Annotated in this window: 14 protein-coding genes; 7 read left to right on the forward strand and 7 right to left on the reverse strand. The window is 47.2% G+C overall.

Going from position 1 to position 14,025, the window contains the following annotated elements; all coding sequences use genetic code 11:
• Window positions 1-149: 149 nt before the first annotated feature.
• Together IEY13_RS00495 and IEY13_RS00500 are read left to right on the forward strand one after the other, a co-directional pair.
• Window positions 150-2,519: a hypothetical protein gene (locus IEY13_RS00495; RefSeq protein WP_188949613.1), complete on the forward strand. Its 2,370-nt coding sequence runs from the start codon at window positions 150-152 to the stop codon at window positions 2,517-2,519.
• A 116-nt stretch (window positions 2,520-2,635) separates the two neighbouring features.
• Window positions 2,636-3,172 carry an SMI1/KNR4 family protein gene (locus tag IEY13_RS00500; protein ID WP_188949615.1) on the forward strand — a complete coding sequence of 179 codons (537 nt, stop codon included), beginning with the start codon at window positions 2,636-2,638 and terminating at the stop codon, window positions 3,170-3,172.
• A 93-nt stretch (window positions 3,173-3,265) separates the two neighbouring features.
• Here the strand turns inward: IEY13_RS00500 and IEY13_RS00505 are convergent, their stop codons facing one another.
• The 5 genes from IEY13_RS00505 to IEY13_RS00525 all read right to left on the reverse strand — a co-directional run bounded on the left by IEY13_RS00505 (window position 3,266) and on the right by IEY13_RS00525 (window position 5,309).
• A complete protein-coding gene (locus tag IEY13_RS00505) occupies window positions 3,266-3,571 on the reverse strand; it encodes an ArsR/SmtB family transcription factor (protein ID WP_188949617.1) in 306 nt (101 codons plus the stop codon).
• Window positions 3,572-3,606: 35 nt separating this feature from the next.
• Window positions 3,607-3,855, reverse strand: a complete 249-nt coding sequence (locus IEY13_RS00510) for a hypothetical protein (protein ID WP_188949618.1) — start codon at window positions 3,853-3,855, stop codon at window positions 3,607-3,609.
• Between the two features lie 147 nt (window positions 3,856-4,002).
• Complete coding sequence (locus IEY13_RS00515) at window positions 4,003-4,290, reverse strand: ArsR/SmtB family transcription factor (protein ID WP_188949620.1); 288 nt, start codon at window positions 4,288-4,290, stop codon at window positions 4,003-4,005.
• Between the two features lie 120 nt (window positions 4,291-4,410).
• Window positions 4,411-4,617, reverse strand: coding sequence for a DUF3606 domain-containing protein (locus tag IEY13_RS00520; protein WP_188949622.1), 207 nt, complete (start codon window positions 4,615-4,617; stop codon window positions 4,411-4,413).
• Between the two features lie 86 nt (window positions 4,618-4,703).
• Window positions 4,704-5,309: a DUF4136 domain-containing protein gene (locus IEY13_RS00525; protein WP_188949624.1), complete on the reverse strand. Its 606-nt coding sequence runs from the start codon at window positions 5,307-5,309 to the stop codon at window positions 4,704-4,706.
• Window positions 5,310-5,406: 97 nt separating this feature from the next.
• Here IEY13_RS00525 and IEY13_RS00530 point away from each other — a divergent pair, with 97 nt between their 5' ends.
• From IEY13_RS00530 to IEY13_RS00550, 5 genes are all read left to right on the forward strand, one after another.
• Complete coding sequence (locus IEY13_RS00530; protein WP_188949626.1) at window positions 5,407-5,631, forward strand: hypothetical protein; 225 nt, start codon at window positions 5,407-5,409, stop codon at window positions 5,629-5,631.
• Between the two features lie 99 nt (window positions 5,632-5,730).
• Window positions 5,731-6,585 carry a DUF695 domain-containing protein gene (locus tag IEY13_RS00535; protein WP_188949628.1) on the forward strand — a complete coding sequence of 285 codons (855 nt, stop codon included), beginning with the start codon at window positions 5,731-5,733 and terminating at the stop codon, window positions 6,583-6,585.
• 86 nt (window positions 6,586-6,671) lie between these two features.
• Complete coding sequence (locus IEY13_RS00540) at window positions 6,672-8,513, forward strand: tetratricopeptide repeat-containing sensor histidine kinase (RefSeq protein WP_188949630.1); 1,842 nt, start codon at window positions 6,672-6,674, stop codon at window positions 8,511-8,513.
• Window positions 8,491-9,237 (forward strand): LytR/AlgR family response regulator transcription factor, encoded by a 747-nt coding sequence (locus IEY13_RS00545; protein ID WP_188949632.1) that lies wholly within the window; start codon window positions 8,491-8,493, stop codon window positions 9,235-9,237. Before IEY13_RS00540 ends, IEY13_RS00545 begins: the two co-directional genes overlap by 23 nt.
• 162 nt (window positions 9,238-9,399) lie before the next feature.
• On the forward strand, window positions 9,400-11,526 hold the full coding sequence (locus tag IEY13_RS00550) for an outer membrane beta-barrel family protein (protein ID WP_188949634.1): 2,127 nt from the start codon (window positions 9,400-9,402) through the stop codon (window positions 11,524-11,526).
• Between the two features lie 5 nt (window positions 11,527-11,531).
• On the opposite strand, the gene IEY13_RS00555 is transcribed toward IEY13_RS00550, so the two are convergent.
• Window positions 11,532-12,605, reverse strand: coding sequence for a glycoside hydrolase family 18 protein (locus tag IEY13_RS00555; RefSeq protein WP_229687652.1), 1,074 nt, complete (start codon window positions 12,603-12,605; stop codon window positions 11,532-11,534).
• Between the two features lie 63 nt (window positions 12,606-12,668).
• Window positions 12,669-13,844, reverse strand: a complete 1,176-nt coding sequence (locus tag IEY13_RS00560) for a DUF5009 domain-containing protein (protein ID WP_188949638.1) — start codon at window positions 13,842-13,844, stop codon at window positions 12,669-12,671.
• Between the last annotated feature and the right edge of the window lie 181 nt (window positions 13,845-14,025).

The following is a 14,025-nucleotide window of genomic DNA, read 5'->3' on the forward strand; positions in this document are numbered from 1 at the left end:
ATCAGCACTATGTATATAGCGGCCTTTTTCTGCGGAAAAAGGCCGTTTTTTATGTCTGACCGATGAATAGTTAATGATTGTATAATGTTACCGGGTGGCAGTAACAATTGTATCAATATGGAGTCTAATTTGCAATAATAATCGTCATTATGACTACCTTAAGAATACTCCTTTTAACCCTGTTCGTCGCCGGCTCTTATGCCGCGGGGGCGCAGGATGAATGGCCCAGAATAGTAAACTCTACTAACGGCTCCATCATCAAAGTGTACGAACCACAACCTGAATCACTTTCAGGCAATATACTTAAGTCGCGTGCTGCTGTTTCCATTCAGAAAGATGCCCAGAGTGAGCCGGTGTTTGGTACCTTCTGGTCGGTAAATACGGTGGAAACAGACCGGGATAACCGCAGGATAAGCGTACAGTCTGTACGCATACCCAATATTAAGTTTCCGGAAGAGGTGGATGCGGCAACCATCAGCTATGTAAAAACCAGCCTGGAGACGGGGTTACCGGCGGTGCAGAACGATCTGCCACTGGATGTGATTCTTACTTCACTGGAAGCCAATGCAGAGCAGAAAAAGCTGTCGCAGGACATGGGTACCAAAGCACCGAAGGTGTTTTATGCCAGCAAACCATCTATGCTGGTTTCCATTGATGGAGAGCCTAAGTTTAAGGAGAATAAAGACTGGGGAGTATCTGTAGTTGTAAACTCACCGTTTACCATTGTTAAAAACAACGATGGTGCTTACTACCTCTATGGTGGTAAAAAATGGTACAAGGCGCCTAAACCACTGGGGCCTTATGCCTATGCAGCCAATACACCAGACAATCTGGATAAAGTTGCTGCTGCGGTAAACAACCAGAACAATGCAGAGGCTGGCTATCGTGATTCATCGGATGTGGCACAGTCTGATCAGGTGCTGGATATTATTACCACTACCGTGCCTGCTGAATTAATTCAAACGCAGGGTAATCCTTCTTTTACAGATATTTCAGGTACCGGCTTACAGTATGCAGAGAATTCAGAGAACGATCTGTTTCTGGATACCGATGCACAGCAATATTACGTATTGCTGTCCGGCCGCTGGTACCGTGCTGATAAGTTAAATGGTAACTGGAGTTATGTAGCTGCTAATGCGCTACCTTCTGATTTTACTAAAATACCTGAAGGCTCGCCTAAAGACAATGTACTGGCGAGTGTGCCGGGTACCAGTGCCGCCCGCGAAGCGGTGATGGATGCACAGATTCCGCAAACGGCTAAGGTTGACAGGCGTAATGCTTCCACTTCTGTTACCTATGATGGGCAGCCTAAGTTTGAACAGATTAATGGTACGCAGATGGATTATGCGGTAAACTCGCAAAGCTCTGTTATCCGTTATAACGGCAGATATTATGCGGTAGATAAAGGTGTATGGTTTGTATCTGATAGTCCTGACGGGCCATGGCAGGTAAGTACAGAACGTCCTGCCGAGGTAGATGCTATTCCGCCCAGCAGCCCGGCTTATAACCTGAAGTATGTATACATTTACGATGTTACACCTGACTATGTGTATATGGGATATACACCTGGTTATCTGAATAATTTTATTTATGGTGGTACTGTTATTTACGGTACCGGTTACGCCTATACTCCGTGGTGGGGTTCGTACTACTATCCACGGCCTTATACCTGGGGGTTTGGCGTAAGTTACAACCCATGGTGGGGCTGGAGCCTGGGCTTTGGTTACGGCCATGGCTGGTTTAACGGTGGCTTTGGCTATTCTGCATGGCCCGGTTGGTGCGGTGGCTGGTGGGGACCTACTATTTATCGTCCTCCTTTCCGTTATCATAGTGGTTATTACAGACCCGGTTTTTACGGACCACGTTACTCCTATTATGGACGCGGTGGTAACAGCCGCCCGCTGCCCGGTGGAAGAATGGGGGGCAGATCGGCCTATAACGGAGGCAGGGTAGTAAACAATATTTATAATTACCGTAATGATGTAGTGAGTAACGGGCGTTATGGCGGTTCATCCCGCCCCGGCCCCGCAGGCAGAGCCGATGGCTTTAATGGTGGCCGCGGTGGTGCAGGCAGCAGCCGTCCGGGCTTTAATGGCGGTTCTTCTAACGGCGGCGGCAGGGTAGCAGGCCCCGGCAGCAACAACGGCAGGGTATATACTGATGGTGGTGGTAATGTGTATCAGCGGGGCAATCAGGGCCAGTGGCAACAGCGCGACAGATCGCAATGGCAGCCGGTGGATAATAACCGCAGAGAAACCATCAGAGATCTGAACCGGCAGCAGCAAATGCAAAACCGTGGTGAGCAGCGTTCACAAAACTTTCAACAGTTTCGTAATAACACACCCCAGGGTGGTGGCCGTCCGCAAAACAGTGGTGGTAATTTTAGCCGGCCTGCCCCTTCGGGTGGGGGCAACTTCAGCCGCCCCTCTGGCGGTGGTTTCAGCCGACCTTCCGGTGGTGGTGGTAGCAGACCCGCTGGTGGCGGAGGCAGCAGGCCTGGAGGAAGAGGCAGAGGATAATAATGCTTTCATACATACAATAAAAAATCCCCGTTATACATAACGGGGATTTTTTATGTAGTTAACTAAAATTGGCATATAATTTTCTCTTCATATATCAATTAAAGCCAGTTCCTATGAAAGGTATTATCAGCAAAAAGCTGGAGATACTGGGCGGTGTTACTTCTTATAATACCACTCCGGTATACACAGCTGAACAAATTTCTGGTTTTCTGGATGAGGTGCAACGTCGAATGCAGGCCTTGCCCGAAGAAGAAGTAATTGATTTTATTACTACTTACGGCGGATCTGTTTTTCACAGTGAGGTATTGATTCCGGTGGAAGACAAGCCAGAGTTTCTTTCGGGCAACGTGCCGGTAAAAGCTGTTATCGGTTTTACCTCGCAGCCTTCTGTAGTGGATTATATGAACAGGTATCATAACGAGTACCAGCTGGCTGTTCGTTTTTTTCCCCTGTTTGAAGGTGTGAATGGAGATGTAATATTTTACTCACTGGAAAGCCATACCATGGGTGCCATTTATTACTGGCACAACCAGGGGGCGGATTCGGCTGGCGATCTGTTGTTTCTGGCCCGAACGTTTGCCGGTTTTATTGCAGCATTGTATAGCCATAAAGAAGAAGAAATTGAGCCGGTTATGGCTTCAGCATATTAAACGATGTGAGAAGGGTTAAGAGCGGACTTTAAAAAAAGGCGCCTCATTTCAGCATGAGACGCCTTTCTTTTTATAAGATTGCTGTATGTGCTTTTACGGAGCTGTTGCAAGCGACACAGTTTCGCCCTTACAAAAAAGTGTTACACTTTCTATATACTCACAGAATGCTTCGCGGTTAATGGTATACCGGGCACAACGACCTTCTTTTTCAGCAATGAGCAAGTCTGCATCTATCAGTTGCTTCAGGTGGTGTGATACGGTAGACTGCGAAAGATTCAGCAGGTCCAGTACCGCGCTGCAGGGCATCCACCCGGCCTCTTTTTTTACCGCTTCCAGTATTTTAAGGCGGTAAGGATCGCCCAGTGCTTTAGATATTTTTTCTATTCCCTTGTTATTCATAGTGTGCTACAGTTGGAAAGTCATTGAATAATGACTTATGGGTTATTGTATTCGGAAGCCCATGTAGAAGATAGTACCTCGTAAGTAGAATACGGATGCTCTTCACGTGTGCCTGCTGGTTTTCTAACGCCTGCATAAGACTGACGTAAGGTAGCCTCTTGCTGCGGGGCTGCCTGCTGTGAAGTCAGTTTTGCCAGGAATGCCTTTGTACGGCTGATTAATCCACTATTTCTCTTCGTCTCTGTTCTGAAAGCGGCAGTTGCTGCCAGGTATCCAATTTTCATAAACCGTGTTTTCGTGTATCAGCCCCTTTTAATCTATGTATCTAAATGTTTCGATTTGTTGAGGCTAAAAAAATGGATCATCGATCCGGGTACAAAGATACATATTCAATCGATAAAACGAAATATTTCGATTGATTGGCTAAAAAATTATTGGCAGAAGGGGGCGAGGAACCGGATGTAGCTGTTGAATGCTTCTTCATTTACCCGGTATCGTGCATGCCGGCCCTCTTTTTCTGCAATGAGTAATTCTGCGTCAATCAGCTGCTTAACGTGGTGAGAGATAGTAGATTGCGCCAGATCGAACATTCCAACAATGCAGTTGCATTGCATCCATCCCTGTTCTTTCAGTACCGCTTCAATAATGCGGATGCGCCAGGGATCGCCCAGTGCCTTGGAGATTTTCTCCACCTGCCTTATATCCAGCGGTTTATTCATTGCCACAAATCTATTGAATAGGCTGAGAAAAGAAAGTGAAGGGTGGCCCCGTATTTCAAGGGGCTCGGATTAGTCAGGAATAGGGGGCAGTATGGGAGGGTTGAAGAATAAACGGATTGGTTAAATATCTCCCAGAAGGGACGAGCGGTTGGCTGACTGGGTACGCAGGTATTTTTCAATCTTTTTAATATTGTTTCCTGCTTTCTGAATGGCTGCCAGCAGATCTCTGCGGCTGATGCCCAGTTTTTGGCGCAACGTGGAAAAGGCAGCGCTGTCGTTTACATCAATAGTTTCAGCAGCGGTGCTGTTGTGTAGTGATTTTTTCATAGGTACTTATTTAAACTACTTTATAAAAAAAAGTATGCCAGGCATCAGAAAGGCGCTGGCATTGTTATAGAATGATTTGTAAAGGTTTATACCCCCGTTAAAAAGCCCTGGCGCTTCATTTCTTTATATACCGATTTGGCAGAGGCGTTCATCAGCTTATCTACATTTGCCGGGTCTACGCTGCTGGTAAGGCCACTCCACACCAGTTTGTCGCTTTTGAGAGAGTATACGTTGGTTTCTACGGTGTAGGTTTTGGTGGTGCGGTAATAACCAGGGTCGTAAAATGAATTCCAGGCGCGCCAATAGTACCGCCAGTAAAAGCCATAATAAGGCGGGTAGTTGCCGGGCACATAGGTAACATCTTTGTCCACATCGGCCAGGCGCATAATTACCACGCCGTCAAACCCTCCGTTGCGTACCTGATTGCGGATGCTTTCTTCATCTTCCTTACGGATGTTTTGGGTAAGAAAAGAATACGAGGGTACGCCTTTGCCATTCAGATAAGTAACCAGCTTGTCTTCTACCGTGCGGCGGCTGGTTTCATCTTTCAGCAGCGCCACTACCAGTACCTTGTGCAGGGCGGCTATGTTTACATTTACATCCGGATCGCGCCAGCTTTTTTCTATGCGGGCACTGGTGCCGCAGGCACTGCATAGCAACGCCAATGCAATGGTGGTAATAACTCCTTTCATAGTGTTGTGGATTGGTTTACGGATTTGCGTAACAAAATCATTCCCACCCGGGAATGATTTTGTTAACTGTTGTAATAACCATAAAAACACATATATTATGAAAAAGCAGTTAATGTTATTATTTACAGCCGTAGCCTGCACAGCAGCTATCAGTTGCAGCCCAGGCCAATCAAAGGACGACAACAACGAAGATTCTACCTTTATTAATACGCCTGATCCGGCACCGGCTGATACGGCTTATATGCCCAGTACAGGTAAGCTGGGCGATTCTCTGCCTGGCGCAAACGGTTCGGCGGTAGATTCCGCACAGCACCGGCATTAGCGCCTGGCAGTAAAAACAGGGCGGCGTGGGGAAAATTTAGGATTCTTCCAGGGACAGAATAAGGGGAATAGTCCTAATCTTGCAGCAATCTTTTCTAGCATGTATCAGAATGTCCGCATTTCCGCAGGTTGGTTAGCCCTGTTTTTATTGTTTTTTGCTTTGCCGGCGCAGAGTCAGGAAGAAGACTGGGATACCTATACAGCTGCCTATAAAAAAGGCCTGAGTTCGGTAATGGTAGATTTGTCGCTGCATAAAACAGCGCCGCTACGTGGATTAAATTATGTGGCTGCTATAGGTGTTATGTGTAAAGATTGTAACAGTGATGGTATGCCTACCCAGGCTGAGCTGGAGAAGTGTTATGTTATATCTGATACTTTAAAAGCCAAGCTGGACAAACTGGTACGTAACCGCATGGTGGGCACTTTTACTTACCGTTGCGACCGGCTGGATTATTTTTACGTGCAGGATACTACACGTATACGCGAGCGGATGACCACGCTGTTTAAAGTATATTTTCCTACTTACAAGCCCTATATTATTATAAGGGAAGACAGGTTGTGGAATGCGTACAAAGATATTCTTTACCCCAACGAGGAGAATGCGGAGCGTATGGAGAACCAGAAGGTAATTATGAAGCTGGTACAGGGTGGGGATAATCTTACTATTGAACGCCCGGTGATTCATCAGGTAGACTTTGTAACGGAAAAAGACAGGAGTTGTTTTATTGCTTATGCTTCGGCTAACGGCTACGCACTGGAAACCAGCGTAAAACGGATAGAAAACGAACTGTTGTACAAACTAAAGATGATCCGTTCCGATCTGGTTGATCTGGAATCTATTACCCGTATTACGCTTACGCTGAACCGGGAGATAAAAAAATGCAAAGGCATTTACGAGGGTTGGGAAGCACCTGTGGTAAAAACGCCGGTTTTTCCTGCACCAAAGCAGCCTTAGGCGCTGTTTACTCACCCGGAGCCGTCAATGGCTCATTCTCATTTTATAAGCACTGTATTTTAACGGCTTAGCCTTATATTGCCGGTATGCGGATACCGGTAGTATTGATGTTGCTGGCTTGTTGTTGGTGTACGTTTGCCTTTGCAGACGGAAAGGATGACTGCTGGCATATGTTTCAGAGCGGTAATAAAGAACTGTGGCGTTTCAGACCACAGGAAGCCAGCGTGAGATACTATAAAGCGCTGGATATGGCTACTGCGCTGAACAACGACCGTTTAACCGGCCTGGCATTGTTTGGAATAGGGCAGGCCATCTGGTACGAGGGCCGTTTTTCCCAGGCAGTAGATACGCTTCACCTCAGTTTACGTTATCTGCGTCGCAGCCGGTCTAAAGAGGATATCGGCAGTGCATTGCGTATTCTGAGTAATGTATATGATGATCAGGGCGATTATGAAAATGCTTTTATAGCCGTTTCAGAAGCGCTGGAGATATACAGTAACCGGCAGAACGATCATAATGCTGCGCTGTCGCTGGTGCAGGTGGGTAGTTTGTATAAAAGCATGGGCGATTATGAAACAGCGCGGGAGTACTACCGCAAAGCAGAAGCGCTGGATTTGTGGGTAGGTGAATATCCCTACCGCGAACTGAACCATCGCCTGGGTGAGTTGAGTGCCCTGGAGGGTAACAGCGCTCAGGCACGTTACTATTACAGCAAGGCTTTAACAGGTAACCCCAATAGTAAGGTGGTGCGGATGCGGTTGGGTGATTTGCTGTTGCATGAAAAGAAATACGATTCTGCTTATCTGTATTACGATTCTTTGCACCGTGAGGGATTAAGCCCTATGGATGCAAATACCTTAACGGGTTGTGCGCTGGGGCTTGCGAGGGTGTATCTGCATCGCGGTGCGTATGATAGCGCGGTATATATGGCGCAGGAGGCGCTGGCATTTTCGTCTTCCCGTGGGGCCAGGCATAGTAAAAGGGATGCTTATGCGGTGCTGGCTGAGGTTTACGAAGCCTGGAATAATGCGCCGCTGGCGTTGCTGTATCTGCGTAAATACACGGCTATAAAAGATTCGGTGTTAACGGAAAGCCTGAAACGGCAGTTGTTTGCTTTTCGCCAGGGGCTGGAGGCCGATAGGCTGAAGGCTGAGCGTAACCGGCTGGTGGCAGGGGTACTGGTGCTTTTTGCGCTGGGTATTCTGGCTTTTGTTATTGTAAGTCTACGGCATAAAAACGAAAAGCTGCGGCTGAAGCAACGGGCATCCGAGTTGGAAATGCGTGCGCTGCGGGCGCAGATGAACCCACACTTTATTTTTAACTGCCTCAGCTCTATTAATCATTTTGTATTAAGTAACGAAACTGATAAAGCTTCAGAATACCTTACGCGCTTTGCCCGGCTTATACGTATGGTGTTGCTGAACGCGGGTAAATCAACTATTACGCTGGAGGAGGAACTGGAAATGCTGCGCCTGTACCTGAACATGGAGCAACTGCGATTTAAAGAGGCGTTTGATTATTTTATTCTTTTTGATGAGGGAATACAGTCTTCCATGATTCAGGTGCCGTCTTTTATACTGCAACCGTTTTGTGAAAATGCTATCTGGCATGGGTTGCTGCATCAGGAGCGGAAAGGGCAGCTTACGTTGCATTTCAGTAGTAACAAAGAACAGCTGATCTGTAGTATACGCGATAATGGAATAGGCCGCAGAAAAGCGGCTGAAATGAAGGCAACATTTATTGAAAAAGGCGCATCGCTGGGCAACCGGCTTAGTGCAGAACGGCTGGCTTTGTTTAATGAAGACAGTTCGGGTACTTCTTTTGTAATGGAAGATATATTTAATGAAAAGGGTGAGGTGGCCGGTACGCAGGTTATTCTTACCATAAGCCTGAAACACGCAACGGATGAAAGCGGTAATTATAGATGATGAACATTATGCCTGCCAGGCATTGGTAACATTGCTTAAACGCCATTGCCCCCAGGTTGAGGTGGTAGCGGTATGTAACGATGCACGGGAGGCGGCAGCTACCGTACGTACCCTGCAACCGCAGCTGGTGTTTCTGGATATTGAAATGCCTTATTTCAATGGCTTTGAAGTGCTGGAACAACTGAAGCCAGTTCAGTTTGACTGTATTTTTACCACCAGTTACGATCAGTATGCTATACGGGCTATCCGCTTCAGCGCGCTGGATTATCTGTTAAAACCTGTTGATGCAGAAGAGCTGAAAGCGGCCGTACAAAAAGCGGAACAGCAAAAGCCGAACTTGCTGCAACAGCAGATGGAACTGTTGTTACAACGTTTTCAGCAGCCGCAGCCTACGGTTAACCGCATTGCCCTGCCTTCTATAGACGGGTTACAGATTGTACCGGTAGACACTATTCTGCATTGTTCTTCCAGCAGCAACTATACCATACTTACTTTAAAAGAAAATCAGAAACTGGTAGTATCGCGCACCTTGAAAGAAATAGAAGAAATGCTGGAGGAGTATCATTTTCTACGTGTACACCACTCCTGGCTGGTAAACCTGAACGAGGTTAAAAAGTATACCAAAGGTGAAGGTGGCAGTTTGCTGATGACGGATGGAACGGTGGTTGATGTATCGCGTTCGCGCAAAGAAATGCTGCTGAAAAAACTGCTGCCCGGCAAATAGCCGCCAACTACTCAATGGCAACCTGCAACGGCTCAGTGTTGCTTGTACTTACTATATAGCTGAATTAGCTTTACCTCATGCTTTTACTCAAAGCAGTTTGTTTGGAGGGGATGTATGTCTATATGGCCCCTCATTTTATTTCAACCAGTAAGTATAAGCACAATGCGTTTACCACCATATATACTGTTTTTGTTTTTGCTGCAGCCAGCTTTCAGCGCGGCGCAGGCCCCTGCGGGTGGCTTAAAAGATGCTGTGCGCACACTGGATACCGTGCTGGTGCGTGCAGAACGGCCGCTGGTTACCCGTAAGGCCGACCGGTATATTGTGCAGATAGAAAACAGTTTTCTGGCAAACGGTTTTACCGGCCTGGAAGTATTGCAAAAGTCGCCGGGGTTGTGGGTAAACCCTAACGGCTCTATCCGTATTACCGGTAACCAGCCCGTAACGGTAATGATTAATGAAGTGGTGCAGCGCATGTCTTCCACAGAACTGGCGGAATATCTGAAAACCATCCGCTCAGAAGACATCAGCCGTATTGAAGTGATTGCCAACCCATCTGCTGAATATGAAGCTGCTTCTTCCGGAGGCATTGTACATATTATTCTTAAAAAAGCGCGCAGCCGGGGTGTGAGTGGTACAGTGTATACGCAGTACAGGCAGCAGGGGAGCCGGCCCTATACAGCATCTGGTTTTATGATGGATATGAAAGCCCGTAAATGGTATGCTTCCGGTAGCTACAGTTATTCGGCTGATAACAGTATTTATAACGGTTATACGCTTACGGATTACCCGGATGGTACGCATGTAGATAACCGGGGTGTGCGTGATAATCATAACCGTCGTATGCAATACCGTATGGCGTTGGTGTACGATCTGTCTGCAAAACAAAGCCTTAGCGTAATGCACAATGCTTCTTACAGTCGTTTGCAGCAGTACTTCTATTCAGACGTAGTGCAAACCGGTGCGGGGAAGGATACACTTACCGGCCGGGCTACGGCAGACTGGCTGCGCCGGCCGCGTTTACAAAGTACCAATGCGGTATACACCTGGAAAACAGATACGGTGGGCAGCCTGTTAAAGCTGATGGCAGATTATACGCGTAGCAGCAAGGAGGAGTATAACGGACTGGCTTCTGTGTACAGCGATACAACGGCCAACCGGCATTCTGTTACCCATACCCCCGGTAATACCACGTTGCTGGCTGTGCAGGCTGATTATACAAAAGCCGTTAAGGCAGGATGGTTGTGGCGTACCGGTGTTAAGTATGTGCATACGGGCAGGCGCAATACGTTGCTGATAACCGGAGGGCCGGATAACAATAATGATTTCCGTTACCGGGAAGATTTGCTGATGGCGTATTTTACCCTGGAAAAAAGCTTTAAAAAGTGGACGTTTAAAACCGGCATCCGTAGCGAGCAAACCTGGTCTTCCGGGTTGTCGCTCACCACTTCACAACGTATCCGCCGCAATTATACGGGTTTGTTTCCTTCCCTGTTTTTACTGTATCATCTTAATGAGGCTAAAGGCCATTCTGTTCAGTTCAGCTATGCCCGTAAAACGGGGCGCCCTGCTTTTAACGATCTTAATCCTTACCGGTTACAGCTGAACGATTATGCAGTACTAACTGGTAATCCTGATCTGCAGCCGCAGTATACGCATTCCATGCAGGCTGCATGGGTATGGCATCGTAATTACACAGCAGAGTTGTACGTGCGTATCACCAATGGGTTTATGGCGCAAACAGCACGAACAGAAGGGAATATTATTATACATCAGTCTGCTAACTATCCGCAGTATACGGAGTGGGGCGTATCCTTCAATACCTTTCTTACCCCCTTACCTGGCTGGCGGGTGAATAATTCTGTGGTACTGTTCCGGTCTGTAAGTGATTTGCAGGCGATGGTTATACGGCGTACCTCTTTCTCGGTAAAGACCGTGCATGCTGTTACCTGGAAAAAGGTTGCGGATATAGATGTGTATGCGGAGTATAATTCGCCATATACCAGCGCCAACGCGCGTATGGCGGAGTATGTGTATACTGATTTGGGTATCAGCCGCAATATTGTGGGTAACCAGCTGCGGCTACGTTTGTCTTTTGCTGATTTGCTGAACACTGCCCGGGAAAAAGAGCTGACTGAATATGAGGGTACCCGTATTGATTTTTATCAGAAGCGCCCCACACGCACGGCAGCTATTACACTCACCTGGCGTTTCCGTTCGGGAAAGCTGTTTACCAAAAAGAATCTGGATAACAGTGTTTCCGATGAACAGAAACGCATAGGTTTATAATGGTATTATAAATGTTTATGTATGGTTTGTAACAGATAGCCTTTGAGGTCAGCATCATATTCCCAGAACATTACACCGGCCAGCTGCTGCTTTTTTACGTATTCACATTTTTCTTTTACTGACCATTCATCATCGTAGGTCATAAACTGCCGGGTGGCGGCATTGTACAGGTAAGGAGCTTTTGCTTTTTTATCCCGGTGGTAGGTAAAGCCTTTCTGGTTGGTAAGGCTGTCTTTAATAAACGTATAGCCTTTGCCATATTGCTGACTTACCACGCTATCGCCAGGGCCTTTTTGTGCGCCAGGTGTAAGCTGATAGGTACGGCCATAGAAAGCAATGCCTACCACCAGTTTACTGGCTGGTACACCCGCGGCCAGATAAGCTTTTACAGCATTTTCTGTAGCGTGTGCCGAGGGGTATAGGTCAGAGGTGTACAGGTTGGTGTGGTGGCCTGCTATTTTACCATTGTAAAAGTCGTACGTCATCAGATTCACATAGTCCAGATACTGCTGGGCCTTATCCATTTCGGTGGTGCTGAGGAAGTCTGCAAAACCACCTGTGGCCGTGGTTAACAGTTTGTGTTTACCGGTTGCTTTTTCCAGCGTGTCTAAGCTTTGGCGCAGTGCCTGAAACAGCAGGGTAAAATTCTGTTTGTCTTCTTTGCGGTAAACATTGCCATCTTCTCCGGGGCGCCCTGGGTATTCCCAGTCAATATCAACACCATCCAGGTTAAAGCGTTGAATAATGGCAACCGCGCTGTGGGCAAAAGCGCGGCGTGCGGTATCGGTAAGGGCGGCATCTGAAAAGTTTTCGCTCCAGCTCCATCCGCCTATGGATATCAGAATCTGTAAATGCGGGTTGCGTGTTTTCAGTGCTGCCAGCTTGCGCAGGTTTACGGTGTCTGTTTTAGGGTGTTCCAGCATAGCCCGGTTGTTGCGCAGGTTTACAAAAGCATAATTGATGTGGGTTAGTTTAGCCACGTCAATAGTATCGGTATTCAGCAGGCCGCGGTAGCCACCGCAATAGCCTATAACTACTTTTGGGGAAGGGGGGTGCGCAGCAGCGGATAATACAGCCATCAGGGCTGATGTAAGTAACAGTAAAGTGTATCGGTTTTGTATTTTCATATTGCCAGGCATAAATCAGATTTGTAAACGTATTTGTTTTTTCTCCAGCCATCCGGCTATTCTTACCAGTATTATGGCGTATAACATGGAGCGTATTAAACCCGCAATCCCTTCACTCATCCATTGCGGGTAATGAATGTGCAGCATCCATAACAGCGGGTTTACTATGTAAGGCAGCAGGTAACAGGTTAGGGTAGAAGAGCCGGCAGGTTGTATAAAAGCAAACAGCTTTTCTTTGCCTTGCCTGTCTGTTAACCAGGCTATGGCAGCAAATACCAGTAAACTTATGCCGGTACAAATAAGCACCCATGCGGGCGTGCCATAGATTTTAGAAATGCCTCCGGCCCATGGCCTTACTGCAAAGCCTGCTGCCAGTGTAATTAACCCTGCGCCTGCCAGCCAGTAAAAGGCAGCTGTAAATTTATTGCTACGGGTAAAATGCCGGTACATAACGGTAGTAGACACCCCGGCCATCATCAGTGTAACGGAAGAGGCTTCGCCTATTACAGGTGGATACCAGTGCAGCCAGCCGGCATGTATAAAAAGGTTCAGTGCCAGCAACAGCAACCAGGCTATGGTTACACCTGCCAGGCGGTCGCGTATTGCAATAAATACCAGGGCGCAAACCAGATACGCCCAGCCAATCATACCCAGTATGCCCCACCAGTGCGGCTGCATACCCTGTGGGGCTTCTGTGCTGCCGCCTTTATATACCCAGGCCAGTAGCAGCAGCCCGGCAACACCGGTACCTGTAAGGCTGTAACGTACGCTTTTGCTAAGTGTGCGCGGGTAAGCTATCCATACCAGAAAAAAGCATACGGTTACCAGTAAAGACCATAAAGGGCGCGATAGCAGGGCTGCTTCGCTATTATATTCTTCCATGTTTACCTGAAAAAAGCCCATGGTAAGCAGTGCGGCTACCCGTAGCAGCACGTAGCCCAACAGGGCAATAATGGTAGCACCTTTTTGTATACGGTGTAACAATGCAAGGGGCAGGGACAAACCGGCAATGAACAGAAAGGCGGGAAAAATAGTATCGGCAAATCCCAGGCCGTCCACATCTGCTTCTACATGGTCTATCCAGGCGGGAATGTTTTGTACGTTACCAACGTCGTTTACAAAAATCATCAGTAGCATGGTCAGTGCTCTGAACGCGTCTATGGAGCGCAATCGTAAGGATGGTTGTTTCATATTCAGTTAACCAAATATCCCGGCTCTGCAATTAATAAGCAAAAAAAAGGCTACTTCATTACTACGTCATACCTGCCGGGCGTAGAAAATGTTAAAGTGTTTCCGGGTGGCATAAATTATTTGGTGAATCTGTTGGGTTTGTATTTACTTTGTGTTTCAAAGTTTAGTTGGTGGCGGTTTA

It is taken from the genome of Filimonas zeae (assembly GCF_014641615.1).
Taxonomy (GTDB): Bacteria; Bacteroidota; Bacteroidia; order Chitinophagales; family Chitinophagaceae; genus Filimonas; species Filimonas zeae.